We start from the raw sequence: 25,397 nt of genomic DNA on the forward strand, positions 1-25,397 counted from the left end.
GGCCGCCCCGGCCGGACAGGCGTCCGGCCGGGGCGGTCAGTGGATGTGCGGATCAGGCCAGGGTCGCCAGAGCCTGGTTGAAGGTCGTCGACGGGCGCATGACCGCCGACGCCTTCGTGACGTCCGGCTGGTAGTAGCCGCCGATGTCGGCCGGCGAGCCCTGCACCGCGAGCAGCTCGTCGACGATCGTCCGCTCCTGCTCGGTCAGCGTCTTGGCCAGGGGCGCGAACGCCCCCGCGAGCTCCGCGTCGTCGGTCTGCCTGGCCAGCTCCTGGGCCCAGTAGAGCGCCAGGTAGAAGTGGCTGCCGCGGTTGTCGATGCCACCCACGCGGCGGGTGGGCGACTTGTCCTCGTTCAGGAAGGTCGCCGTCGCCCGGTCCAGGGTGTCGGCGAGGACCTGGGCGCGAGCGTTGCCCGTGGTCTGCGCGAGGTGCTCGAAGCTGGCCGCGAGCGCGAAGAACTCGCCCAGGCTGTCCCAGCGCAGGTAGTTCTCCTTGACGAGCTGCTGGACGTGCTTGGGCGCGGAGCCGCCGGCACCCGTCTCGAACAGCCCGCCGCCGTTCATGAGCGGGACGACGGAGAGCATCTTGGCGCTCGTGCCGAGCTCGAGGATCGGGAAGAGGTCGGTCAGGTAGTCACGCAGCACGTTGCCGGTGACCGAGATGGTGTTCTCGCCGCGGCGGATGCGCTCCAGGGAGAACTTGGTTGCCTCGACCGGGGAGAGGATCCTGATGTCCAGGCCCTCGGTGTCGTGCTCCGGCAGGTACGCCTTGACCTTCTCGATGAGCTTCGCGTCGTGCGCGCGGTTCTCGTCGAGCCAGAACACGGCCGGGTCACCGGTCGCGCGGGCGCGGGTGACGGCGAGCTTGACCCAGTCCCGGATCGGAGCGTCCTTGGCCTGGCACATACGGAAGATGTCCTCGGCGCCGACGACCTGCTCCAGGACGACGTTGCCGGCCTCGTCGACGACGCGCACCGTGCCCGTGGTGGGGATCTCGAAGGTCTTGTCGTGGCTGCCGTACTCCTCGGCCTTCTGCGCCATCAGACCGACGTTGGGCACCGAGCCCATCGTCGACGGATCGAAGGCGCCGTTCGCGCGGCAGTCGTCGATGACGACCTGGTAGACACCGGCGTAGCTGCTGTCCGGGAGGACCGCGAGGGTGTCGGCCTCCTGGCCGTCCGGGCCCCACATGTGGCCGGAGGTGCGGATCATCGCCGGCATGGAGGCGTCGACGATGACGTCGCTCGGGACGTGCAGGTTGGTGATGCCACGGTCGGAGTCGACCATCGCGAGCGCGGGGCCCTCGGCGAGCTCGGCGTCGAAGGACGCCTTGATCTCGGCGCCCTCGGACAGCGCCTCCAGGCCCTTGAAGATGCCGCCGAGACCGTCGTTCGGGGTCAGGCCGGCCGCGGCGAGCGTCTCGCCGTACTTCGCGAACGTCTTCGGGAAGAAGGCGCGCACCACGTGGCCGAAGACGATCGGGTCGGAGACCTTCATCATCGTGGCCTTCAGGTGCACCGAGAACAGCACGCCCTCGGCCTTGGCGCGGGCGACCTGCGCGGCCAGGAACTCACGCAGCGGCGCCACGCGCATGACGGACGCGTCCACGACCTCGCCCGCCAGCACCGGCACGGACTCGCGCAGGACGGTGGTGCTGCCGTCGTCACCCTTCAGCTCGATGCGCAGCGAGCCGTCCTTGGTGATGACCGCGGACTTCTCGGTGGAGCGGAAGTCGTCGGCGCCCATGGTGGCGACGTTCGTCTTCGACTCGGGCGTCCACGCGCCCATGCGGTGCGGGTGGGCCTTGGCGTAGTTCTTGACCGACGCGGGGGCGCGGCGGTCGGAGTTGCCCTCGCGCAGGACCGGGTTGACGGCGCTGCCCTTGACCTTGTCGTAGCGGGCGCGGATGTCGCGCTCCTCGTCGGTCTTCGGGTCGTCCGGGTAGTCCGGCAGCGCGTAGCCCTGCTCCTGCAGCTCGGCGATCACGGCCTTCAGCTGCGGGATCGACGCCGAGATGTTCGGCAGCTTGATGATGTTCGCACCGGGGGTCTTGGCCAGCTCGCCGAGCTCGGCGAGGGCGTCGCCGATCCGCTGCCCCTCCTCCAGACGCTCCGGGAACTGGGCGATGATCCGCCCGGCCAGGGAGATGTCGCGGGTCTCCACAGTGACCCCGGCGGTCGAGGCGTACGCCTGGACGACAGGCAGGAACGAATACGTCGCCAGGGCCGGAGCCTCGTCAGTGTGCGTATAGATGATGGTCGAGTCAGTCACCGGGTGCTCCGCTCCACGTCTGCAACATTGCTCGACATCAAGATATCTCGTGCCGACGGCCCTCTCGACAGGGCCCTGCCCCCACGCGTGGCGGTGCGGCCGGAAGAAGACGCCGCCGCCCCGTCTCCGTGAAACAGGGCGGCGGCGCCGTGACGACCGCTGTCAGAGCTTGGCGGTGGCCCAGGCGCGCTGGGCGGCCAGGTCGGCCTTGACCTCCGCGAGCTGGACGGCGACGGCCGACGGGGCCGTGCCTCCGCGTCCGCTGCGGGAGGCGAGCGCGCCGGGGACGTTGAGGACCGTGCGGACCTCAGGGGTCAGGTGCTCGGAGATCTTGGCGAACTGGTCGTCCGTGAGCTGGTCCAGCTCGATTCCGTGCGCCTCGCACTCCTTGACGCACTCCCCCGCGACCTCGTGCGCGACGCGGAACGGCACGCCCTGCTTGACCAGCCACTCGGCGATGTCGGTCGCGAGCGAGAAGCCGGCCGGGGCGAGCTCCTCCATCCGCTCGCGATGGACGGTGAGCGTGGCCATCATCCCGGTGAAGGCAGGGAGCAGGACCTCCAGCTGGTCGCAGGAGTCGAAGACCGGCTCCTTGTCCTCCTGGAGGTCGCGGTTGTACGCGAGCGGCAGCGCCTTCAAGGTCGCGAGCAGCCCGGTGAGGTTGCCGATGAGCCGGCCCGACTTGCCGCGCGCCAGCTCGGCGATGTCCGGGTTCTTCTTCTGCGGCATGATCGACGAGCCGGTGGAGAAGGCGTCGTGGAGGGTCACGAAGGAGAACTCCTTCGTGTTCCAGATGATGACCTCCTCGGCGATCCGGGAGAGGTTGACGCCGATCATCGCGGTGATGAACGCGAACTCGGCGACGAAGTCGCGGGACGCCGTGCCATCGATCGAGTTGGCGGCGGAACCGTGCTCGAAGCCGAGGTCCTTGGCCACCGCCTCCGGGTCGAGCCCGAGGGACGATCCGGCGAGCGCACCGGAACCGTACGGGGAGACGGCCGTGCGCTCGTCCCACTGCCGCAGCCGTTCGGCGTCCCGGGACAGCGACTGGACGTGCGCCAGGACGTGGTGGGCGAAGAGGACGGGCTGGGCGTGCTGCAGATGCGTACGACCGGGCATGGCGACGTCCGGGTGGGCCTCGGCGAGGCCGACGAGGGCGTCCTGGAGGTCGGCGATCAAACCGCCGATGATCCGGGCGTGGTCGCGCAGGTACATCCGGAAGAGGGTGGCGACCTGGTCGTTGCGGGACCGGCCGGCGCGCAGCTTGCCGCCGAGGTCGGGGCCGAGGCGCTCGAGGAGTCCGCGCTCCAGGGCGGTGTGGACGTCCTCGTCGGCGATGGTGCCCACGAAGCTTCCGTCGGCGACGTCCGCCTCGAGCTGGTCGAGCCCGGCCAGCATGCGGGTCAGCTCGTCCTCGGTGAGCAGGCCCGCCTTGTGGAGCACGCGCGCGTGGGCGCGGGAGCCGGCGATGTCGTACGGCGCGAGCCGCCAGTCGAAGTGGACCGAGGCGGACAGCTTGGCCAGGGCCTCGGCGGGACCGGCGGCGAACCGGCCGCCCCAGAGCCGTACGTCACCGTTGTTGCTGCTCACTTCTGAAGCTCCTCAAAGACTGTGGATGTGCCACCGCCTCCCCGGCACGGAGGAACGGGGAGGCGGTTGGTTCAACGTGCGGGGGTTACGCGAGGTCCCGCTTCGCCGCGATCTTCGAGGACAGGCCGAAGATGTCGATGAAGCCCTGCGCCTTCGACTGGTCGAAGGTGTCGCCCGAGTCGTACGTGGCGAGGTTGAAGTCGTACAGCGACTCGTCCGACTTCCGGCCGGTGACCACGGCGCGGCCGCCGTGCAGGGTCATCCGGATGTCGCCGGTGACGTGCTGGTTGGCCTCGTTGATGAAGCCGTCCAGGGCGCGCTTGAGCGGCGAGAACCACAGGCCGTCGTAGACCAGCTCGCCCCAGCGCTGCTCGACCTGCCGCTTGTAGCGGGCCAGCTCGCGCTCGACCGTGACGTTCTCCAGCTCCTGGTGGGCGGTGATCAGCGCGATCGCGCCCGGGGCCTCGTACACCTCACGGGACTTGATGCCGACGAGCCGGTCCTCGACCATGTCGATCCGGCCGATGCCCTGGGCGCCGGCGCGCTCGTTGAGCTGCTGGATGGCCTGCAGGACGGTGACGGGCTTGCCGTCGATGGCGACCGGGACGCCCTCCTTGAAGGAGATGATCACCTCGTCGGCCTCGCGCGGGGTGGCCGGGTTGGAGGTGTACTCGTAGATGTCCTCGATCGGCGCGTTCCAGATGTCCTCCAGGAAGCCGGTCTCGACGGCCCGTCCGAAGACGTTCTGGTCGATGGAGTACGGCGACTTCTTGGTGGTCGCGATCGGGAGCTGCTTCTCCTCGCAGAAGGCGATCGCCTTGTCCCGGGTCATCGCGTAGTCACGGACCGGGGCGATGCACTTCAGGTCGGGGCCGAGGGCCTGGATGCCGGCCTCGAAGCGGACCTGGTCGTTGCCCTTGCCGGTGCAGCCGTGGGCGACGATGCCGGCGTTGTGCTTCTTGGCGGCGGCGACCAGGTGCTTGACGATGGTCGGCCGGGAGAGGGCGGAGACCAGCGGGTACCGGTCCATGTAGAGGGCGTTGGCCTTGATCGCCGGGAGGCAGTACTCCTCGGCGAACTCGTCCTTGGCGTCCGCGACCTCGGCCTCGACGGCACCGCAGGCGAGCGCGCGCTTGCGGATGACGTCCAGGTCCTCGCCGCCCTGGCCGACGTCCACGGCAACGGCGATGACCTCGGCGCCCGTCTCCTCGGCGATCCAGCCGATGGCGACGGAGGTGTCCAGACCGCCCGAGTAGGCGAGTACGACGCGCTCGGTCACGGGATTCTCCTTACGGTGCATGCGGTGATGGGTATAACTATGCAGACCTCCGTATGTTTTGTCAACGCCATGGATATCCGGTCGCCGTCGAGGATCGCTCTCCGTGCGCTCACACCATGCCGACCAGGAGATACGCCGCCATGGAACGGTTTGCGCAGGGAGGGCCGGTCCAGCAGGGAGGGCCGGTCCATGAGGCGCTCGTGACGGATCCCGAGGCATGGCTGGACTTCGACACCGCGGTGCGCATCCGGCGACTGAACACCCCCGAGAGCGACGCCGGAGGAAACACGCACCACCCGGCCCTCGCCCTGTGCCACCGTGACGGCCGCGTCCGGGAGTCGGCGCTGGAGCAGGCGGCAGCACGGCCCGAACTCCTGTCGCTGATCGTGATCCGCACCGCGGACTGGGCCGCTCCGGTACGCGGGCGGGCCCGGGCCCTGCTCCCGGGGCTGCTCGCCTCCGCGCGCCCCGAGACGCTCGCGCCGCTCACCGCGCTCGTCCTGCGCCTGGCCCGCCGTGAGCGCGGCGCCTTCGCACGCGACACCCTCGCCGCACTCCTGCGGTCCGCTCCGCCCGCGGTCTTCCCACCACTGCTGTCCGCCGAGGACCGGGACACACGCCGTTTCGCGTACAGGGCGGCCGTCGAACGCAGCCTGCTTCCCGCGGCGCGCCTGGCACGGGCCGCCGCGACCGACGCCGACACCGTCGTGCAGAACCTGTGCGCCGAGGCCGCTCTCGCCCTCGACGCGAGCGGTGACGAGGTGATCGTTCCGCTGCTGGAGTCGCGGCAGCCGGGAGTGCGGTCCGCCGGAGTCACCGCACTGCGCCGGGCCGGACGCCACGCCGAGGCCCGGCCGTATCTCACCGACCGCTCAGGACTGGTCCGGGCCTGCGCCCGCTATGTGCTGCGGCAGGGCGGCCTCGAACCGCTCCCGCTCTACCGCGCCCTGTGCGCCGACCCGTCCGACCCCGGCGTACCGGGGTGGGCGCCCCTGGGGCTCGCCGAATGCGGCGAGCCCCGCGATGCCGCGCTGCTGTGGCCGCTCACCGCCCACCCGGTCCCGGCGGTGCGGGCCCGGGCGGTCGCCGGACTGCGCACGCTCGACAAGGTCGACACGGAGCGGCTGCGCCCGCTGCTCGACGACCCGGCGCCTGCCGTCGCGCGGGAGACGGTCTCCGCGCTGCTCCCGTCGGCCGACCGGCTGCCGGAGGACTGGCTCGCGCGGCGGCTCGCCGCCGACCGGCCGGCCCACACACGGCGGGCGGCGTTCCGGCTGCTGCGCGCGCAGGGCGGAATCGCGCAACTCCGGGCCGCCGTGCGCCTGCTGGATGATGAGGACCCCTCGCTCCGGGCCCTGGCCGGTTCCGCGATCCAGCAGTGGGAACCGCCGGTGGGAGGGCACCACGACCCTGCCGAACTCGCCGCACTGCTGTTGGACCGTTGCACGCACCTGTTCGGCGACTACGAGATGCAGCGACTGCGGGTGCGGTCAGGCGTACCGGAGTCCGGGACGAACAGCGCGGAGCGTCCCCGCCGTTCGCTCATCAGGTCCATAATCCGAGCATGGGGCAAACATACGAACGCATAGAGGGTCGTATCCGGACATTCATCGAAGAGCAGCCGGTTTTCTTCACGGCCACCGCCCCGCTCGCGGGCGACGGTCACGTCAACCTCTCCCCCAAGGGCCGCAAGGGCACCCTCGCCGTCGTCGACGAACTGACCCTGGCCTACCTCGACTTCGGAGGCAGCGGCGCCGAGACCATCGCCCATGTACGGGAGAACGGCCGCATCACCCTGATGTGGTGTGCGTTCACCGGTCCGCCGAAGGTGCTGCGGGTGCACGGTCAGGGGGAGGCGGTGTTCCGGGACGATCCGCAGTGGGCGGAGTTCATCGCGTACTTCAAGGACGCGGACGGGGCCGCGGCCCGGGCGGTCATCGTGGTGCACGCCCGCCGGATCAGTGACGCGTGCGGATTCGCCGTACCGTTCATGGACTATCGCGAGGAGCGAACGCAGCACGCTGAGCACTTCGGGCGGAAGACGGACGAGGAGTTCGCCGCGTACTGCGAGAAGAAACCGCATGTCGGAGTGAGCCTCGACGGGCTGCCGGCGCTCCCTCTCCCGCTGCCCGCCCGTACCGACTGACCCCCTGTCAGCAGGCCCTGCGGACGTCCGGACGCGCGCAGGTGACACATGAGGCCCGGCGTTGAACTCCTCGGCCCTCGTCTCCGTATCCACCAGAGCGATACGGATGAGCCGAGGAGCAGCCGTGACGATGATTCAGAGCGGTCGGGCCGCAAGGCGCCAGACCATGCGCGCGATCCGGCCGCGCCGCAATCCGGCGGCGGTGCTGCTGGCCGCGGCCTGGGCGGGAGCGGCCGCCGTCCTGTGGCTGTGGTGGGAGAACACGGCGGTCGTCCATATGGACACCGCCGAGTGGCTGATCGGAGCGGGCCGGATCACGGGCCTGCTCGGCGGCTACATGATCGCGCTCGTGGTGCTGCAGATGGCGCGTGTCCCTGCGCTGGAACGACGTGTGGGTTCCGACCGGTCGGCCCGCTGGCACGCGATGAGCGGCCGGTACGCGATCGGTCTCGTCGTCGCCCATGTCGTACTGACCATCTGGGGATACTCCGTACAGGGCCGTACCGGCCTCGCCGAGCAGACCGTGACCGTCGTCGTCGACTTCCCCGAAATGATCAAGGCGGCGGTCGGCACCTTCCTCCTGCTGGTGGTCGGCTTCGTGTCGGCCGGTGCGGTGCGCCGCCGTATGCGCTACGAGACCTGGTACTACCTGCATCTGCTGACCTATGCCGCCGTGTACCTGACCTTCTGGCACCAGCTCGCCACCGGCGCCGAGTTCGTGGCCAGTGCGACCGCTCGTACGGTCTGGTACGTGCTGTACGCCGCGGTCGGCGCACTGCTCCTCTGGTACCGCGCCCTGGCACCGGTGCGGCTCAACCTCCGGCACCGGATGCGGGTGGAATCCGTCGTGAACGAGGCTCCCGGCGTGGTCTCCGTGCTGATCACCGGTCGGCGACTGCACCGGCTCGGCGCCGAGGCCGGTCAGTTCTTCCGCTGGCGGTTCCTCACCAGTGGTCTGCGCTGGAGCTCCAATCCGTACTCCCTCTCCGCTCCGCCCCGCCCGGATCTGCTGCGCATCACCGTCAAGGCCGTCGGCGAGCACAGCACGGCGCTCGCCCGGCTGGAACCGGGGACGCGGGTCTGGGCCGAGGGACCGTACGGAGCGATGACCGCGGGCCGGCGGAGCCGGAACAAGGTGCTCCTGATCGCCGGCGGGGCGGGCATCACCCCGCTGCGGGCCCTGTTCGAGACGCTGCCGGGCGGCCCCGGTGACCTGTCCCTGCTCTACCGGGCCGGGACGAGGGAGGACCTGGCGCTGTGGAGTGAGCTGCAGCAGATCGCCGAGGCGCGGGAGGCGAAGCTGATGTACGCCGTGAACGGGCCGGACGGGGCACGTCCCCGCATCACCACCGAGCGGCTCAAGGAGGTGCTGCCGGACATCGATCAGCACGACGTCTATCTGTGCGGACCGCCCGGTCTCGCCGAGGAGTCGTACCACGCGCTGCGCGCGGCGGGAGTGCCGTCCCGCCGTATCCACCACGAGTCGTTCGAGATGTGAGGCCGTCCGTGAAGAGGAAACACCCCCTGCGCCGGATCCTTCTCGCCGTCGCCGGCACCACGTCGGCCGTCGTGCTGGCTGGGCGGTGGAATGCGCGGCGCGCATGCTCGCCTCGTCCGGTGCCTCCGCGGTCTGTCTCAACGGCGGGGGCGACGTCCAGTTGCACGGCGGCCCGTGGCGGGTCGGCATCTCGGACCCGCTGTCCCCCGGCGGGCTGGTCGCGGTGGTCGAGACCGAAGAAGGCCTCGCCGTCGCCACATCGGGGCCGGCCGAACGCGGCTGCCACATCGTCGATCCGCACACGGGCGCCCCGCCGGCCGGCGGTCTCGCCTCGCTCACCGTCGTGACGCCGGGCCTGACCCAGGCGGACGCCCGGGCGACGGCCGCCTACGCCATGGGCGAGCGGGCCCGCGACTGGCTGGAGGGGATGCCGGACACGGAGGGCTTCGCCGTCGCCGCGGACGGCAGCACCTGGCAGACCAGTGGCTTCGCCCGTCATCTGGCGAAGCAGCGCCACCCGGACGCACCGGCCGCCTGACCCCGGGGCCGCCGAGGGAGCGCCGGGGGCGGCGGCCCGGGGTCTCTCAGCGGCGGGCTCGGCCGAGGAGCAGCAGGGCGACCAGCAACCCGGCCGCCGAGAAGCCGATCGAGGCGGCGAAGTCCGTGCGGAAGCCTTCGGTGAGGGCGGCGAGGGGATCGGCCGCGCCGGTACGGGGCACGGCGACCGTGGAGAGGACGGCCACACCGAAGGCGCCGCCGATCTGGAAGGACGCGGTGTTCAGTCCGGAGGCCAGTCCGGACTCCTGTTCGGCGACTCCGGCGAGCGACGCGACCGATGCCGCGACGAAGGCGGCTCCGAGCCCGGGCCCGAACACCAGCAACCCGAGGAAGATGTCACCGAAGTAGCTGCCGTCCGTCGAGACCTGGGTGAGCAGAAGGCAGCCGATGCCCGTCAGGGCCATGCCGACCACGGCGACGGAGCGCGGCCCGGTGCGGGTGACGACGGCCTGGCCGGCCACCGAGCCCACGGCCGCCATGACCGGCATCACGGCGGAGCTGAGTCCGAACAGCAGGGCGGAGTAGCCCAGCACCTGCTGGGCGTACTGGGACACCGTGAGCGACATGCCCCAGGCGGCCATGCCGAGGAGTATCAGCACGAGGTTCCCGCCCACCAGTGCTCGCGAGCGGAAGATCCGCAGCGGCGCCAGCGGGGCGGCGGAGCGCGACTCGACGAGGGCGAAGACCGCGATCAGCAGCGCCGACAGGCAGAGCAGCCCGACGGTCCGGCCGTGGCTCCAGCCGATGTGCGGTGCCTCGACCACGGCGTACACGAGCAGGGCGAGCGCCGCGGTGACCGTCACGGCACCCGCGAGGTCGAAGTGCCGCTCGCGCGTCAGGGCCCGGCTCTCGCGCAGCAGTACGGGGCTGAGCCCGAACAGCGCGAGGGCGACGGGCACATTGATGAAGAAGATCCACTCCCAGCCGAGCCACGACGTCAGCGGGCCGCCGATCAGCAGCGCGGCCGTGGCACCGATGCCGCCGACCGCCGACCAGGTGCCGAGCGCCTTGTTGCGCTCGGAGCCCTCGGGGAAGGTCGTCATCAGGATGGAGAGCGCGGTGGGCGCCATGATCGCCGCCGAGATGCCCTGGAGGACCCGGGCCAGGATCAGTACGCCGCCGGTCCAGGCGAATCCGCACAGCAGCGAGGAGACGAGGAACAGGGCGGTGCCCGCCATGAACATACGGCGCCGACCGAGCAGGTCGGCCGAGCGACCGCCGAGCAGCAGCAGACCGCCGAAAGCCAGCAGATAGGCGCTCATGACCCACTGTTCGCCGCCTCCGGCGAAGCCGAGATCGCGCTGGATCGACGGGAGGGCGAGGATGACGATCTGCGCGTCGAGAATGACCATGAAGTCGGCGGCGCAGAGCAGCGCCAGCGCCCTCCAGCGGCGCGGATCCGGCTGCTGCTCCGCATCGGGCCGATGCTGTGTCCGGGGGTCTGAAGCGTCCATACCCGTACCGACGGGGCGGCTGCGGAAAAGTCATCGCTGTTCCACCGGGCGGCGGGCGATGAGTTCCGGCCGGTCCCCGAGTCTGTTCAAGTGGGCCACGTACGTGCGAAGGGGGCGGAGGGAGTGACAGCCATGGCGAGCGACACGGACTTCGCGAGCCTCACCGAGCCGTACCGTCGCGAGCTGCTCGCCCACTGCTACCGGATGCTCGGCTCCGTCCACGACGCCGAGGACCTGGTCCAGGAGACGTATCTGCGCGCCTGGCGCGCGTACGACGGCTTCGAGGGCCGCTCCTCGCTGCGCACCTGGCTCTACCGCATCGCGACCAACGCCTGTCTGACCGCCCTGGAGCAGGGCAGCCACCGCCCGTTGCCGTCGGGGCTCGGCGCGCCCGGCGACGACCCGGGCGGGCCGCTGGCTCCCGAGCAGCCGGAGGTGCCCTGGCTGCAGCCGCTGCCGGACGCGCTGCTCGCGGCGGACCGCCCCGAAGGGGCCGACCCGGCCGCCGTCGTCGCCGCGCGCGAGAGTGTCCGGCTGGCGTTCGTCGCCGCGCTTCAGCTGCTTCCGCCCCGGCAGCGGGCGATCCTGATCCTGCGCGATGTGCTGCGGTGGCGCGCCTCCGAGGTCGCCGAACTGATCGAGACCACGGAGACGGCCGTGAACAGCGCCCTCCAGCGCGCCCGCACCCAGCTCTCCCGGGCGGCGCCCGCGGCGGACACGGTGGCGCGTCCCGCCGATGCCGAGCAGCGGGAGCTGGTGGAGCGGTACGCGACGGCGTTCGCCAACGCCGACATCGAGGGCCTGATTCGGCTGCTGACGGATGACATCGTCTTCGAGATGCCGCCGATCCCGACGTGGTTCACCGGCCGCGAAGCCGCCGTGCAGCTGATCTCGACGCACTGCCCGGTGTTCGGCAACCCGGGCAGCCGTCTCGTACCCACGGCGGCGAACGGCCAGCCGGCGCTCGCGCTGTACGAGTGCGGCGAGGACGGCGTCCTGCGTGCGTTTTCCGTCGAGGTGCACACGGTCACGGCGTCCGGGATCGCCCGGGTCGTCTCCTTCCAGGACCCGTCGCTCTTCCCGGCCTTCGGGCTGCCGCTCGCCGAGCAGGCACCGGCGGTGCGCTGAGGCTGTCAGCGGTCGTTCTGCGCCAGCCGCAGCAGATGGTCCGCCAGGGCCTTGCCGCCCGCCGGGTCGCGGGAGATCAGCAGCAGGGTGTCGTCCCCCGCGATCGTGCCGAGGATCGCCTGCAGTTCGGCCTGGTCGATGGCCGAGGCGAGGAACTGGGCCGCGCCCGGCGGCGTACGCAGGACCACCAGGTTGGCCGAGGCCTCCGCGGAGATCAGCAGCTCACCGGAGAGGCGGCGCATCCGCTCCTCCTTCGCGGACTCGCCGAGCGGGGCCTGCGGGGTGCGGAAACCGCCCTCGCTCGGCACCGCGTAGATCAGCTCGCCCCCGGTGTTGCGGATCTTCACCGCGCCGAGCTCGTCGAGATCCCGGGAGAGCGTCGCCTGGGTGACGCTCAGCCCGTCGTCGGCGAGGAGCTTCGCCAGCTGGCTCTGCGAGCGCACCGGCTGCCGGTTGAGGATGTCCACGATCCGGCGGTGGCGTGCCGTGCGGGTCTGCGGCACCGACTGGCCGCCGGTCTCGGTGTCCTGCGTCGCCTCGGTCATCGTCGTCTCATTCTCCGGATCGTCCGTCCCCGTGCTGTACCGCGTCGAGGATGCCGGGGAACGCCTGAAGGAATACGTCCACCTCCGCGTCGCCGATGATCAGCGGCGGCATGATCCTTACGACATCGGGGGCGGGCGCGTTGACCAGGAGGCCGGCACCCTGAGCCGCCTTCTGCGCCTGGGGCGCGAGGGGCTCGTTGAGCACGATACCCAGCAGCAGGCCCGCGCCGCGGACATGCGAGACCAGAGGATGGGCCAGGGACTCGATTCCGTCCCTGAGCCGCTCGCCGGTCCGCTTCACCTCGTCGAGGGTGCCGTCGAGGGTCCTGAGTACGGCGAGTCCGGCCGCGCAGGCGACCGGATTGCCGCCGAAGGTCGTGCCGTGCTGGCCCGGACGGAAGAGGTCGGCCGCCTCGCCGAACGCGACGACCGCGCCGAGCGGCAGGCCGCCGCCGAGGCCCTTGGCAAGGGTCACGATGTCCGGCTCGACGCCGTGCGCCTGGTGCTCGAACCAGTGTCCGGTCCGTCCGATGCCGGTCTGGACCTCGTCGAGGACGAGCAGGGTGCCTGTGGCGCGGGTGATCTCGCGGACGGCCTTGAGATAGCCGGCAGGCGGGACGACCACGCCGTTCTCGCCCTGGATCGGCTCGATGATCACGATGGCGGTGTCGGTGGTCACGGCGGCCCGGAGCGCTTCGACATCGCCGTACGGAACGTGGGTGACGTCACCGGGCAGCGGGAGGAACGGCTGCTGCTTCGCGGGCTGGCCGGTGAGCGCGAGGGCGCCCATGGTCCGGCCGTGGAAGCCTCCGGCCGTGGCGACCATGTGGGTGCGTCCGGTCAGCCGGCCCAGCTTGAAGGCGGCTTCGTTGGCCTCGGCGCCCGAGTTGCAGAACAGGACGCGTCCGGGCCGGCCGAAGAGCTGGAGCAGCCGCTCGGCGAGGGCGACGGGCGGCTCGGCGACGTACAGATTGGAGACATGGCCGAGCGAGGCGATCTGGCGGGAGACGGCCTCGACGATCGCAGGGTGGGCGTGGCCGAGCGCGTTCACGGCGATGCCGCCGACGAAGTCGAGGTACTCGTTGCCGTCGGCGTCCCAGACCTTCGCGCCCTCGCCCCGGACGAGGGACAGCTGTGGCGTGCCGTAGTTGTCCATCATCGAGCCCTGCCAGCGCTGCGACAGCCGCTGATTGGCCGTGTCGCTCACGGGGTTCCCCCTTCGGTTCCGTCGGGCACGACCATCGTGCCGATGCCCTCGTCGGTGAAGATCTCCAGGAGGATGGAGTGCTGCACCCGGCCGTCGATGACACGCGCGGTGTTGACGCCGTTGCGCACGGCGTACAGGCAGCCCTCCATCTTGGGGACCATTCCGCTGGAGAGCTCGGGCAGCAGCTTCTCCAGCTCGGTGGCGGTGAGGCGGCTGATGACCTCGTCGCTGTTGGGCCAGTCCTCGTAGAGGCCCTCGACATCGGTGAGGACCATCAGGGTCTCGGCGCCGAGCGCGGCGGCGAGCGCCGCCGCCGCGGTGTCGGCGTTGACGTTGTACACATGACCGTCGTCGGCGCTGCGTGCGATGGAGGAGATGACGGGGATACGGCCGTCGTTCAGCAGGGCCTCGATCGCTCCGGTGTCGATCTCGGTGATCTCGCCGACCCGGCCGATGTCGACGAGCTCGCCGTCGATGGTCGGGCGGTGCTTGGTGGCGGTGATGGTGTGCGCGTCCTCGCCGGTGAGGCCTATGGCGAGCGGGCCGTGCTGGTTGAGCAGCCCGACCAGCTCGCGCTGGACCTGTCCGGCCAGCACCATCCGTACGACGTCCATCGCTTCGGGCGTCGTCACACGGAGTCCGGCCTTGAATTCGCTGACCAGCCCGTGCCTGTCGAGCTGTGCGCTGATCTGGGGGCCGCCGCCGTGCACGACGACGGGCTTGATGCCGGCGTGCCGCAGGAAGACGACGTCCTGGGCGAAGGCCGCCTTCAACTCCTCGTCGACCATGGCGTTTCCGCCGAACTTGATGACGACCGTCTTGCCGTGGTGCCGGGTGAGCCACGGGAGTGCCTCGATCAAGGTCTGCGCCTTGGGGAGTGCGGTGTGCTTACGCGTGCTCATTGGTCCCTTGTCCCTGGTTCCTCAGGAGGAGTAGGCGCTGTTCTCGTGGACGTAGTCGGCGGTGAGGTCATTGGCCCAGATGACGGCCGATTCGCTGCCCGCGGCGAGGTCCGCGGTGATCCTCACCTCTCGGTAGCGCATGTCGACGAGGTCGCGGTCCTCGCCGACGGAGCCGTTCCTGCAGACCCAGACGTCGTTGATGGCCACGTTGAGCATGTCGGGTTCGAAGGCGGCCTTCGTCGTGCCGATCGCCGACAGCACCCGGCCCCAGTTGGGGTCCTCGCCGTGGATGGCGCACTTGAGGAGGTTGTTACGGGCGATCGAGCGGCCCACCTCGACGGCGTCATCCTCGCTCGCGGCGTTGATCACCTCGATGCGGATGTCCTTGGACGCGCCCTCGGCGTCGCCGATGAGCTGGCGGGCGAGGTCGTCGCAGACGGCCCGTACGGCGTCGGCGAACGCGTCGTACTCCGGGGTGACCTCGGCAGCACCGGACGCGAGGAGCAGCACGGTGTCGTTGGTGGACATGCAGCCGTCGGAGTCGACCCGGTCGAACGTGACGCGGGTGGCGTCGCGCAGCGCCTTGTCGAGGGTGGCGCTGTCCAGGTCTGCGTCGGTGGTGAGGACGACGAGCATGGTGGCGAGGCCGGGGGCGAGCATGCCCGCGCCCTTGGCCATGCCGCCGACGGTCCAGCCCTCGCCCTGGTGGACGGCCGTCTTGTGGACGGTGTCCGTGGTCTTGATGGCGATGGCGGCCTTCTCGCCGCCGCGCGCGCTGAGCTGGGCGGCCGCCTTCTCGATGCCGGGCAGCAGCTTGTCCATGGGCAGCAGGACGCCGATGAGCCCGGTGGACGCGACGGCGATCTCACCGGCGCTGTGGCCCTCGAGCACCTCGGCGGCCTTCTCGGCGGTGGCGTGCGTGTCCTGGAAGCCCTTGGGGCCGGTGCAGGCGTTGGCGCCGCCGGAGTTGAGAACGACGGCGGAGACGGCTCCGCCCTTGAGGACCTGCTCGGACCAGAGGACGGGCGCGGCCTTGACACGGTTGGAGGTGAAGACACCGGCGGCGGCGTGGCGCGGCCCGTTGTTGACGACGAGCGCCAGGTCGGGGTTGCCGTTCTCCTTGATCCCGGCGGCGATCCCGGCAGCCGTGAATCCCTGTGCAGCGGTGACGCTCAAGGTGCCACTCCGATCGTGGAAAGGCCCGTGGTCTGGTCGAGACCCAGGGCGATGTTCATGCTCTGGACCGCGCCGCCCGCCGTTCCCTTGGTGAGGTTGTCGATGGCGCTGATCGCGATGATGCGGCCGGCGGCCTCGTCGTGGGCGACCTGCACCTGAACGGCGTTGGAACCGTAGACGGACGCCGTGGAGGGCCACCGCCCCTCGGGGAGGAGATGGACGAACGGCTCGTCCGCGTACGCCTTCTCGTACGCGCTGCGTACGGCGTCGGCGGTCGTGCCCGGCTTCGCCTTGGCGCTGCAGGTGGCGAGGATGCCGCGGGACATGGGGGCGAGGGTGGGCGTGAACGACACGGTGACCGGCTCCCCCGCCACCGCGCTGAGGTTCTGGATCATCTCGGGTGTGTGCCGGTGGCCGCCGCCGACGCCGTAAGGGGTCATGGAGCCCATGACCTCGGAGCCGAGCAGATGCGGCTTGAGGGCCTTGCCGGCGCCTGAGGTGCCGGTGGCGGCGATGATCACGGCCTCGGGCTCGGCGAGCCCGCCCGCGTACGCCGGGAAGAGCGCGAGCGAGACCGCGGTCGGGAAGCAGCCGGGCACCGCGATGCGCTTGGACCCCTCCAGCGCGACGCGGGCACCCGGCAGTTCGGGCAGGCCGTAGGGCCAGGTACCGGCATGCGCGGAGCCGTAGAACTTCTCCCAGTCGGCGGAGTCCCTCAGCCGGAAGTCGGCGCCCATGTCGACGACGAGGACGTCGGCGCCGAGCTGCTCGGCGACGGCGGCGGACTGGCCGTGCGGCAGTGCGAGGAAGACGACGTCGTGGCCCTCGAGCACCTCGGCAGTGGTGGGCTCGAGGACGCGGTCGGCGAGCGGCAGGAGATGCGGCTGGAGGGAGCCGAGCCGCTGCCCGGCGTTGGAGTGGCCGGTCAGGGCACCGATCTCGACTCCGGGGTGCGCGAGGAGCAGCCGGAGAAGCTCTCCGCCCGCGTATCCACTCGCCCCCGCCACTGCTGCACGTACCACCATCGGACCCTCCTCATTCATGGCATGACTATACGCAGGACTGCAGGTTTATGCAACGGCCCCTTGTTCCGCGCACGCGGTCAATACATCTAGCGGGCACCGCTCGGGGACGATGCCTAGGGTGCGCCGGGAAGCCGGACCGTGACGAGGAGACCGCCGGCGGGGCGGGGGACGAGGTCGAGGGTCCCGTCGTGGGCGCGGACGATGCTGTGCACGATGGCCAGGCCGAGGCCGACGCCGGCGTGCTCGTCGGTGCGTACGCGTTCCGTTCCGCGCTGGAAGGGTTCGGTGAGGGTCGGTACCAGTTCCGGTGGGAGCCGACGGCCCGTGTTCTCGACCCGCAGCACGCTCGTGTCGCCGTGCGCCTCGGTGTGGACCGTCACGGTGCCGCCGGCGGAGAGGTTGTGGACGATGGCGTTCTGGACGAGGTTCGTCACCATCCGCAGCAGGAGCTCCGCGGAGCCGCTGGTCCGTGTCGCTCCGCCGGTGACGTCGAGCGTGATCCCGCGCTGTTCGGCGAAAGGGAGCAGGGTTTCGGCGGCCTCTTCGGCGACGAGGGAGAGGTCGACGCTCCCGCGGGTGAAGTTTCCGCGGTCGCTGCGGCTGAGCAGCAGGAGGGCCTCGGTGAGGTCGATCGCGCGCGTATTGACAGCCTGCAGGCGTTCGATGAGTTCGCCCCGGTCCCGCGTGGGGTCCTTGCGGGCGACGTCGAGCAGCGTCTGCGAGATGGCCAGCGGGGTGCGCAGTTCGTGGGAGGCGTTCGCGGCGAACCTCTGCTGCTCGGCGACGTGCGACTCGAGTTGTTCGAGCATGGTGTCGAACGCGTCGGCGAGTTCACGGAATTCGTCCTGGCGGCCTTCCATGCGGATCCGGTGGGACAGCGATCCGTTCCCGGCCATCCGTGCCGCGGCCGTGATCTGTGTGAGTGGTGCGAGCATCCGGCCGGCGAGGATCCATCCCCCGACGAGGCCGAACACGAGCAGGAAGACCATCGCCACGGCCGCGGCGGGGGCGAAGGTGCGCACAAGGAGGTAGCGGTTGGGCGAGATCCCGAGAAGGCCCTTGGGGGTGTCGGGTACGTAGCGCAGCAGGAACACCCACACCACGGCCAGAAGGAGAGCGCCGGCGACGGCGAGGAACCCGGCGTAGCTGAGGGTGAGTTTCAGTCGGACGCTGAGCCCTGGGCGTCTATGCATGCGTACTGCCGGGGCGGGTGGTGTCGGGGCCGGTGTCGATGCGGTAGCCGACACCCGGCACCGTGGCGATGATCCATGGTTCGCCGAGCCGTTTGCGCAGTGCGGAGACGGTGATGCGCACGGCGTTGGTGAAGGGGTGGGCGTTCTCGTCCCAGGCCCGTTCCAGCAGCTCTTCGGTGCTGACGACCCCGCCCTCGGCGGCGACGAGGACTTCCAGCACGGCGAACTGTTTGCGGGTGAGCGCGACGTAGCGTCCGTCGCGGAAGACCTCCCGGCGGAAGGGGTCGAGCCGCAGGCCCGCGATCTCGCGGACCGGGGGCCGGGAGAACGCGCGCCTGCGGTCGAGCGCCCTCAGCCGCAGGACGAGCTCCCGCAGCTCGAACGGCTTGGTGAGGTAGTCGTCGGCACCGAGCTCGAACCCGGACGCCTTGTCGTCGATCCGGTCGGCAGCGGTGAGCATGAGGATCGGGATGCCGCTGCCGGAGGCGACGATGCGCCGGGCGACCTCGTCGCCGGAGGGGCCGGGGATGTCGCGGTCGAGGACCGCGAGGTCGTAGGAGTTGACGCTGAGCAGTTCCAGGGCGGAGTCGCCGTCGCCGGCGATGTCGGCGGCGATCGCCTCCAGCCGCAGACCGTCACGGACGGCTTCGGCCAGGTAGGGCTCGTCCTCCACGATCAGTACGCGCATGTCCGAAGCCTAAGCAGCACAACATATCGCCGACGTATGCAAGGACATATGCACACCGGACACGCGACTCAGCCTGCCGGTGCCAGCGCGGGGCGAGGCTTGTCCGACGGCGCTGCCGCCGTAGTGCGCCACCAGCGGCGCGACGCCAGCGCGGCCAGCACGGCGCCGGCGGCGTTGACCAGTACGTCGTCCACGGAGGACACCCGGTCCAGCCGCAGGACGTACTGTGCGGTTTCGACCAGGACCGAGCAGCCCGCCCCGAGCGCCAGGATCCGCGGCACGGTCGCCAGCGCCGCGAACCGCATCGGGGCGAAGAACCCCAGCGCCGCGAAGACCAGCAGGTTGCCGACGATCCCGAGCGGCCCCATCGTGAGCAGGTCCCGCAGCGGTACCAGGCTCACCCGGCCGGGGACGATGCCGACCCCGGCGCCCGGCATCATGGTCATCCATACGAACGGCACCGTCCCGTGGACCATGCCCACCTCGGCCAGCGACATCCGCCACGCCGATGTGATGCCGGCGGCACGCCGACGACGCGCAAGAGCCCACACCACCAGCGCGGCCAACGGCAGCGCGACCAATGTCATGAGCACTACACCGTTGAACGTATCGAAGCAGCCGTGCCACCGCCCGGCCATGCACCTCGGAGCGGACATCATCAGCGGCCCCCGCACGACGAACAAGGCGCTCGCCATGCCGAGGACCGCCAGACTGAGGAGCACGATCCTGCGCGTGCGGCGGGGCGGTGCTGACAGGGATGCGGTGTGGTTCATGCCCCCATTGGAGACGGAGGGCCGTTGCGGTGGCGTATGCGATTTTCGATACGCCCGCGATACACGGAATCCGATCCCCGGCATCGAGGAACTGGCGCAAGCCGGCATGGAGATGGTCCCGCCTCCGGTGATCGCGCCAGTGCGAGAGTGAGCGTGCAGTTGGCCAGACGTGCCATCTATGGCACTCAGTCATACCGGGTGTGACTTGGCGCTTCACTTGGCGAGTGAGCAGTTGACCTGGCGGGGCTGGGCGCCCTGGTTGGCGAGCTGAGCATTGCGGCTGTGAGCGAGTCGATCTCTGTTTGGCGACGGTGCGGATGTCGTTGCTGAGCGGGTGCATAGGATCGCCGGCATGGCACTGCGACCAGTTCAGGTGAACATCAAGGCTCTTGATGGCTCGGCGGTCGGCCGGTTCTGGGCGGAGGCGCTCGGCTGGAGTGCTTACAGCCCCGGCGTGACCACCTACGTTGGACCCGTCGGCGGCCTCATCTGGCCGGACCCGGTCGCCGTCTGCGTCGACGTCGTTCCCGTCCCGGCACCCAAGACAACAACAAAGAACCGTGTGCACCTCGATCTCGCCACCACCTCTGCGGCCCATCAGGCGGAGTTGGTCGCGCGCCTCCAGGCTCTCGGTGCGACGCCCGCCCACGTGGGCCAGGGCAAAGTGCCGTGGACGGTCCTCGCCGATCCGGAGGGCAACGAGTTCTGCGTGCTGGAGCCTCGGGAGATCTACCGCGACACCGGGCCGATCGCCCGGGTGGTGGTCGACTGCGCGGATCCGCAGGGCATGGCCCGGTTCTGGGGCGAGGCGATGGACTGGACCCTGCACGAGGTGACCGACGATCATGCGGTGCTGCGCTCCGCCAAGGGTGTCGGCCCGTATCTCGAGTTCCTCCGCACGCCCGGCGTGAAGACCGTGCCGGACCGCGTCCATCTTGACCTGCTGCCGTACCCCGGTGACGACAAAGAAGCGGAGGTGGCCCGGCTGCGGGCCCTCGGCGCCACCGACCTCGACCTCGGCCAGGGCGACGTCCCGTGGACGTGCCTGGCCGACCCGGAGGGCCACGAGTTCTGCGTCCTCGCCCCGTCCTGACGCGGAGCCTTGACGACACCCCGACACATGAGCCCTGTCTGCTCATGTGATGAGCGCAGATGGGGAGCGGGAGCGCTGGGAACTGCGGTCCGAAGCCGGTGTGGGGCCACGGCAGTTCGGGATGTCTCCAGCCGAGGTCGCCACGCACTGCTGGTCTCTGATACTGAGGGCTGGTGTTCGCGCAGCGAGTGACTCACGAGGAGCGAAGACATGGTCGGTCGTCCGAGCACGCGTTGACATGTGAGGCCCTGAGCGGCCTGTCATCGTGTGCTGCCCTTGATGCGCGGCATAGCGAGCCTTCCTTCCCCGCTGCCTGAAATGGTCGGTGCACCTGTCGTGCGCCGGTTGGCGGGGCTCGTCTTCGGTCATCCGAGGGGTCCCTGTGCCGTCCTCTTCCTCCGCTGTATCCGATTCCGGTCGACCTGTTCCGTCAAGCATGTGGCGGGACGGCGACTTCCGCAGGCTCTGGGTGGGCCAGACGGCCTCCCAACTGGGCGAACATGCAAGTCTGGTGGTTCTGCCGCTCTTCGCTGTCCTGACGCTCAACGCCGGTGCCGGCCAGTTGGGCGCCCTGCGCGCGGTGGGGCAGGCGCCGATCCTGCTGCTGTCGCTCTTCGTCGGCGCATGGGTGGACAGGTGGCGGACCCGTACGGTGATGGTGCTGACGGACGCCGGTCGGGCCCTGGCACTGGGCGCCGCCGCCGTGGCGGGCCTCCTCGGTGGGCTCGGCCTGCCGGCGCTGCTTGTGGTTGCCTTCGCCGTCGGGACTCTGTCCGTGTTCTTCGACGTGGCATACCAGGCGTCTTTGGTACGGCTGGTGAAACGCGATCAGTTGGTGCGGGGCAACAGCGCGCTCGAGGGCAGTCGGTCCGCTGCGCAGATCGGCGGTCCCGCCCTCGGCGGTGCGTTGGTGTCTGCGCTGTCGGCGCCGATCGCGGCCGCCTCCAGCGCGCTGTTTTTCGCGCTGTCGTTCCTGTCGATCCGACGGATCGGTCGCCGCGAATCCATCCCGGCACGCTCGGAACGTCCTCCTCGGGTCTGGCGGCGGATCCATGAGGGCCTCCGCTTTGTCGCCGGCGACACCTCGCTGCGGACTGTGTGCCTCGCATCAGCCGCCTTCCAGTTCTTCTTCGCGGCTGTGATGACCGTCTATCTGTTGCTCCTGCCACGGGACCTGCACCTGTCGGGCACCGTCGTTGGGCTGGCACTCGCGGCGACGGGGCCGGGCGCGCTCCTGGGCTCGCTGCTGGCCGCCCGCCTACCGAGCCGCTTCGGATATGGCGCTGTGCTCGTGTCCGCGGCAGCACTCGGCGACGGCGTGTTCCTGTTCGTGCCCGCACTGCACGGCTCCTCCGTGGCGACGGTTCCGGCGCTCCTTACGGTCAACTTCGTCTTCGGGACCTTCAGCCAGCTGGTGAACGTCACGGTCATGGCCGTCCGGCAGACCGTCACTCCGGACGGGATGCAAGCCCGCGCGGCCGCGACGATCAACTTTGTCGGCATGGGGCTGACCCCGCTCGGCTCGCTGCTCGGCGGCTTTCTCGCGGAAGTGTGGGGGACGCGCACCAGCCTCCTGGTAACAGCCGCAGGCATGCTGCTGTCGCCGGCACTGATGGCCGTTTCCCCGCTCGCCCGCCTGGGACGGACGCTTCCCGCCCCTCCGGAGACTCCGGTCCCGTCTGCGTGAGGGCTTCCATCGCCGTCACAGCCGCCGTCATGGCGCCCGCCCCACGTGCACCCCGCCGCAGCACTGTCAGTTTCGGGCGTGCGCGGCTCCGGCGCCCGCCCGCGTGATTGACGTGCAGCCAATTGGCTGCCTATATTTCATGCAGCTGATCGGCTGCATCTTTGGGGAGGGCGAGAGACTCGGATGGACGAGGTGTTCAAGGCACTGGCCGACGCGAGCCGCCGCCGATTGCTGGACAGCCTGAACGCCCGGAACGGGCAGAGCCTGCGCGAGCTGTGCGCCGGGCTCGACATGGCCCGGCAGTCGGTCAGCAAGCACCTCGCGGTGCTGGAGGCGGCCAATCTGGTGACCACCGTGCGGCGCGGCCGGGAGAAGTTGCACTACCTCAACGCCGTGCCCATCAATGCCATCGCCGAGCGCTGGATCAGTCAGTACGACCGCGAGCGCGTGCGCGCCCTCGCCGACCTGAAGGCCGCATTGGAGCGAGAACCCATGAACGACACCCCCTCATTCGTCTACACCACGTACATCAACACCACTCCGGAGCGGCTCTGGCAGGCACTGACCGACCCGGCCTTCACCCGTCGCTACTGGGGCGTGACGTTCACGTCGGACTGGACGGCGGGGTCGCGGATGACCTGGGAGCAGGAGGGCGTCACGATCGCGGACCCGGCCCAGGTCGTGCTCGAGTCCGAGCCGTACCGCCGGCTGTCGTACACCTGGCACAACTTCACGCCCGAGCTCGCGAAGGCCTTCGGGATGAGCGAGGAGCTCTTCGCCCGGATGGCCGATGAGCCCCGCTCCAAGGTGACGTTCGAGATCGAGCCGGCCGGGGAGCTGGTCAAGCTGACCGTCGTCCACGACGGCTTCACCCCCGGGAGCACCGTGCTGGAGGCCGTGGGCGGCGGCTGGCCCCACATCCTGTCCGGCCTCAAGACGCTGCTGGAGACGGGCGAGGCACTGCCTCGGCCGTCGTAGCCACCCACACCGCCGCCGGACGGAGGCTCTGCCATACGGAGGTGATGGTGCGGAGTGTGCCGGGCAGGGCGGGGATCATAGGCGCATGGTGCATGCGGAGAGCGGCGGCGGTTGGGCCGCGGATGCCGTACGTGAGCTGTGCGCGGACGCGGAACCGACCCCGTTGGTCCGGCTGGCCGGGCCGCCCGGCGAGCTGTACGTCAAGGACGAGTCCGCGCACCCGTCGGGGACGCTCAAGCACCGCCTCGTCCGGGCGCTGCTGTGCGAAGCGGTCCTGGACGGCGCGGTGCGCGAGGGGACGACCGTCGTGATGGGGTCGGGCGGCCCCGCGGCCGTGGCCGGGGCGTACTGCGCTCGCCGGGCCGGGCTGGCGTTCGTCGCGCTCGTACCGGCCATGACTCCCCCGGCGGTGCGGGAGTCGGTCGAGCGGTACGGCGGCCGGTGGCGGATCGCGTCGGTGCCCGCGGACATCCAGGACGAGGCACGCGGGCTCGCGGACAAGATCGGCGGTCACTTCCTGGATCATTTCGCCGACTCGGAGCGGGCGATCGGGCGCTGCCCGCTGCCGGATCTCGCCGAGGAGCTGTACGGGCAGCTGGCGGAGGCCGATGCCGCGGATCCGGCGTGGCTGGTGGCAGGGCTCGGCACGGGTACGACCACGGCGACGCTCGGGCGGTACGCACGCAAGCGGTGCGGACCCGGGACCCGGGTCGCGGGCGTGGATGCCGAGCACTCCGCGTACTTCCCGGCCTGGGCGAGCGGCTGCGCCGACTACACGACCGGGTTGCCGTCCCAGATCCCCGGCATCGGCCGGCCGCGCACGGAACCGGCGTTCCGCCCGGAGCTGCTGGACCTCGTGATCCCGGTGGCGGAGGACGCGGCGGCGGACGGGCTGCGGTGGCTGCGCGCGCAGGCGACGCACGGGAACGGGGACGGCCTGGGAAAGGGCAGGGGAAGCGGCAAGGGCGGCCCGGGCTGGGGCGGGGGCGAGCTCGCGACCGGCGCTGTCGGCTGGGCCGTACGCCACCTGCTCACGCGCATGCGGGAGTCGGCCGCTCCCGGGAGCGTGGTCATGGTGACCGGTGAGCGGGCGGCCCGCTCGCGCTCAGCCACCCGCCTCCAGACATAGGTTCCAGCGGCCCGACCTGCCCGTCAGGACGACGGTGGAGAGCGGGCGGACGTCGACGTTCCAGTACGTCGGCGGCGGGGCCTTCAGCGCGTACACGAGCGCGGCGCGTACGACAGCGGGTTCGGCGACGGCCACGACGGAACTGCCGTCGTCGGCGGGGCGGGTGTCCAGCCAGCCGCCTATGCGGGAGATGAACCCCAGCAGCGGCTCCCCGCCGTGCGGCGCCGACCGCGGATCGGCGAGCCACGCATCGACCGCGGCCGGCTCCCTCGCCGCCACCTCCGCCAGCGTGAAGCCGCGCCACCGCCCCATGTCACAGTCGCTCAGCGCGGGCTGGGCCAGCGGGGCGTATCCGAGCGCGTCGGCAGTCGCCCGGCTGCGGGCGGTCGGCGAGCAGTAGCGCAGCTCGGCGGCGCCCAGGGGCATGAGGGCAGGCGCGGCGAGCTGCACCTCGTGCCAGCCGGCCAGGTCCAGCGGCCGGTCGTCGTCGAAGCGCTCGGCCAACCGGGAGGAGCAGCGCGCGGCGGCGACAAGGGTGACCCGAACACTCATGGCGGGATCGTGGTGCCGCACGCGGCCCAGGTCAAGGGGGGTTACTGACCGTTAACGAAGCTCACCGGAGTCCGAGGGCCATCCACTTCCCCGGCTCACTGAGCTGGGCGAATCCGGCCTTCTCGTAAACACCGTGGGCGTCCTCGGTGGCGAGCAGGATCCGCCGCAGCCCGAGCGGTGCGAGGTGGTCCCGGACCGCCTCGACGAGCGCGGTGCCGAGCCCCTTGCCGCGCACGGACCGGTCGACGTACACATCGCAGAGCCAGGCGAAGGTGGCGTGATCGGTGACGACGCGGGCGTACGCGACGAGCTCGCCGGAGGCCGTTTCGTACGCCCCGAAGTTCAGCGAGCCGGCGATCGCCCGGTCCTGCTTCTCGCGGGCGCGGCCGACGGCCCAGTACGCGTCGGTGGAGAGCCAGTGGTGGATACGGGCGGGGTCGAGGCGGGCGGGGTCGGTGGAGATCTCGTAGGCACCGGAGGTGACCGTCATGTCGTCGCTCATCACCGCACTCTCACAGGCCTGG

The 25,397-nt window shown here is 70.7% G+C and carries 22 protein-coding genes and 1 pseudogene; 9 read left to right on the plus strand and 14 right to left on the minus strand.

Annotation, left to right across the window (positions count from 1 at the left end; genetic code table 11):
• Positions 1–52: 52 nt before the first annotated feature.
• The 3 genes from ACWCXB_RS23460 to ACWCXB_RS23470 form a co-directional block, all read right to left on the minus strand.
• On the minus strand, positions 53–2,272 hold the full coding sequence (locus ACWCXB_RS23460) for an NADP-dependent isocitrate dehydrogenase (RefSeq protein ID WP_450725431.1): 2,220 nt from the start codon (positions 2,270–2,272) through the stop codon (positions 53–55).
• A gap of 162 nt (positions 2,273–2,434) precedes the next feature.
• The gene (argH, locus tag ACWCXB_RS23465) at positions 2,435–3,862 is read right to left on the minus strand and encodes an argininosuccinate lyase (RefSeq protein WP_450725432.1); all 1,428 of its coding nucleotides are present in this window, start codon (positions 3,860–3,862) and stop codon (positions 2,435–2,437) included.
• 85 nt (positions 3,863–3,947) lie between these two features.
• Positions 3,948–5,141 (minus strand): argininosuccinate synthase, encoded by a 1,194-nt coding sequence (locus tag ACWCXB_RS23470; RefSeq protein ID WP_450725433.1) that lies wholly within the window; start codon positions 5,139–5,141, stop codon positions 3,948–3,950.
• Positions 5,142–5,281: 140 nt separating this feature from the next.
• Between ACWCXB_RS23470 and ACWCXB_RS23475 the strand changes: the two genes are divergently transcribed.
• From ACWCXB_RS23475 to ACWCXB_RS23490, 4 genes and pseudogenes are all read left to right on the plus strand, one after another.
• A complete protein-coding gene (locus ACWCXB_RS23475; RefSeq protein ID WP_450725434.1) occupies positions 5,282–6,730 on the plus strand; it encodes a hypothetical protein in 1,449 nt (482 codons plus the stop codon).
• Positions 6,706–7,287 (plus strand): pyridoxamine 5'-phosphate oxidase family protein, encoded by a 582-nt coding sequence (locus tag ACWCXB_RS23480; protein ID WP_450725435.1) that lies wholly within the window; start codon positions 6,706–6,708, stop codon positions 7,285–7,287. The genes ACWCXB_RS23475 and ACWCXB_RS23480 overlap by 25 nt, the downstream gene beginning before the upstream one ends.
• A gap of 130 nt (positions 7,288–7,417) precedes the next feature.
• Complete coding sequence (locus ACWCXB_RS23485; RefSeq protein WP_450725517.1) at positions 7,418–8,785, plus strand: ferredoxin reductase family protein; 1,368 nt, start codon at positions 7,418–7,420, stop codon at positions 8,783–8,785.
• A 76-nt stretch (positions 8,786–8,861) separates the two neighbouring features.
• A pseudogene (locus ACWCXB_RS23490) lies at positions 8,862–9,323 on the plus strand (FAD:protein FMN transferase); the annotation flags it as partial.
• Positions 9,324–9,369: 46 nt separating this feature from the next.
• Here ACWCXB_RS23490 and ACWCXB_RS23495 read toward each other — a convergent pair.
• A complete protein-coding gene (locus ACWCXB_RS23495; protein ID WP_450725436.1) occupies positions 9,370–10,797 on the minus strand; it encodes an MFS transporter in 1,428 nt (475 codons plus the stop codon).
• Positions 10,798–10,920: 123 nt separating this feature from the next.
• Here ACWCXB_RS23495 and ACWCXB_RS23500 point away from each other — a divergent pair, with 123 nt between their 5' ends.
• Positions 10,921–11,925, plus strand: a complete 1,005-nt coding sequence (locus ACWCXB_RS23500; RefSeq protein WP_450725437.1) for a sigma-70 family RNA polymerase sigma factor — start codon at positions 10,921–10,923, stop codon at positions 11,923–11,925.
• A gap of 5 nt (positions 11,926–11,930) precedes the next feature.
• On the opposite strand, the gene ACWCXB_RS23505 is transcribed toward ACWCXB_RS23500, so the two are convergent.
• The 8 genes from ACWCXB_RS23505 to ACWCXB_RS23540 all read right to left on the minus strand — a co-directional run bounded on the left by ACWCXB_RS23505 (position 11,931) and on the right by ACWCXB_RS23540 (position 19,434).
• Positions 11,931–12,470 carry an arginine repressor gene (locus ACWCXB_RS23505; RefSeq protein ID WP_450725438.1) on the minus strand — a complete coding sequence of 180 codons (540 nt, stop codon included), beginning with the start codon at positions 12,468–12,470 and terminating at the stop codon, positions 11,931–11,933.
• Positions 12,471–12,477: 7 nt separating this feature from the next.
• On the minus strand, positions 12,478–13,677 hold the full coding sequence (locus ACWCXB_RS23510) for an acetylornithine transaminase (RefSeq protein ID WP_450725439.1): 1,200 nt from the start codon (positions 13,675–13,677) through the stop codon (positions 12,478–12,480).
• Positions 13,674–14,579 carry an acetylglutamate kinase gene (argB, locus tag ACWCXB_RS23515; RefSeq protein ID WP_450725440.1) on the minus strand — a complete coding sequence of 302 codons (906 nt, stop codon included), beginning with the start codon at positions 14,577–14,579 and terminating at the stop codon, positions 13,674–13,676. The genes ACWCXB_RS23510 and argB overlap by 4 nt, the downstream gene beginning before the upstream one ends.
• A gap of 21 nt (positions 14,580–14,600) precedes the next feature.
• On the minus strand, positions 14,601–15,755 hold the full coding sequence (argJ, locus tag ACWCXB_RS23520) for a bifunctional glutamate N-acetyltransferase/amino-acid acetyltransferase ArgJ (protein ID WP_450725441.1): 1,155 nt from the start codon (positions 15,753–15,755) through the stop codon (positions 14,601–14,603).
• Positions 15,752–16,780, minus strand: a complete 1,029-nt coding sequence (gene argC, locus ACWCXB_RS23525) for an N-acetyl-gamma-glutamyl-phosphate reductase (protein ID WP_450725442.1) — start codon at positions 16,778–16,780, stop codon at positions 15,752–15,754. The genes argJ and argC overlap by 4 nt, the downstream gene beginning before the upstream one ends.
• A gap of 113 nt (positions 16,781–16,893) precedes the next feature.
• Positions 16,894–17,973, minus strand: a complete 1,080-nt coding sequence (locus ACWCXB_RS23530) for a sensor histidine kinase (protein WP_450725443.1) — start codon at positions 17,971–17,973, stop codon at positions 16,894–16,896.
• Positions 17,966–18,661 (minus strand): response regulator transcription factor, encoded by a 696-nt coding sequence (locus ACWCXB_RS23535; RefSeq protein WP_450725444.1) that lies wholly within the window; start codon positions 18,659–18,661, stop codon positions 17,966–17,968. The genes ACWCXB_RS23530 and ACWCXB_RS23535 overlap by 8 nt, the downstream gene beginning before the upstream one ends.
• A gap of 68 nt (positions 18,662–18,729) precedes the next feature.
• A complete protein-coding gene (locus ACWCXB_RS23540) occupies positions 18,730–19,434 on the minus strand; it encodes a VanZ family protein (RefSeq protein ID WP_450725445.1) in 705 nt (234 codons plus the stop codon).
• A 352-nt stretch (positions 19,435–19,786) separates the two neighbouring features.
• Here ACWCXB_RS23540 and ACWCXB_RS23545 point away from each other — a divergent pair, with 352 nt between their 5' ends.
• From ACWCXB_RS23545 to ACWCXB_RS23560, 4 genes are all read left to right on the plus strand, one after another.
• Positions 19,787–20,527, plus strand: a complete 741-nt coding sequence (locus ACWCXB_RS23545) for a VOC family protein (protein ID WP_450725446.1) — start codon at positions 19,787–19,789, stop codon at positions 20,525–20,527.
• 436 nt (positions 20,528–20,963) lie between these two features.
• Positions 20,964–22,214, plus strand: a complete 1,251-nt coding sequence (locus ACWCXB_RS23550) for an MFS transporter (protein WP_450725447.1) — start codon at positions 20,964–20,966, stop codon at positions 22,212–22,214.
• Between the two features lie 183 nt (positions 22,215–22,397).
• On the plus strand, positions 22,398–23,192 hold the full coding sequence (locus ACWCXB_RS23555; protein ID WP_450725448.1) for an ArsR/SmtB family transcription factor: 795 nt from the start codon (positions 22,398–22,400) through the stop codon (positions 23,190–23,192).
• Positions 23,193–23,277: 85 nt separating this feature from the next.
• On the plus strand, positions 23,278–24,321 hold the full coding sequence (locus ACWCXB_RS23560) for a pyridoxal-phosphate dependent enzyme (RefSeq protein ID WP_450725449.1): 1,044 nt from the start codon (positions 23,278–23,280) through the stop codon (positions 24,319–24,321).
• Here ACWCXB_RS23560 and ACWCXB_RS23565 read toward each other — a convergent pair.
• Both ACWCXB_RS23565 and ACWCXB_RS23570 read right to left on the minus strand, forming a co-directional pair.
• The gene (locus tag ACWCXB_RS23565; RefSeq protein WP_450725450.1) at positions 24,298–24,873 is read right to left on the minus strand and encodes a histidine phosphatase family protein; all 576 of its coding nucleotides are present in this window, start codon (positions 24,871–24,873) and stop codon (positions 24,298–24,300) included. The two genes, ACWCXB_RS23560 and ACWCXB_RS23565, sit on opposite strands and share 24 nt — an antisense overlap.
• Positions 24,874–24,934: 61 nt before the next feature.
• Positions 24,935–25,375: a GNAT family N-acetyltransferase gene (locus ACWCXB_RS23570; RefSeq protein ID WP_450725451.1), complete on the minus strand. Its 441-nt coding sequence runs from the start codon at positions 25,373–25,375 to the stop codon at positions 24,935–24,937.
• Between the last annotated feature and the right edge of the window lie 22 nt (positions 25,376–25,397).

This window comes from Streptomyces sp. NPDC001514 (assembly GCF_053597075.1).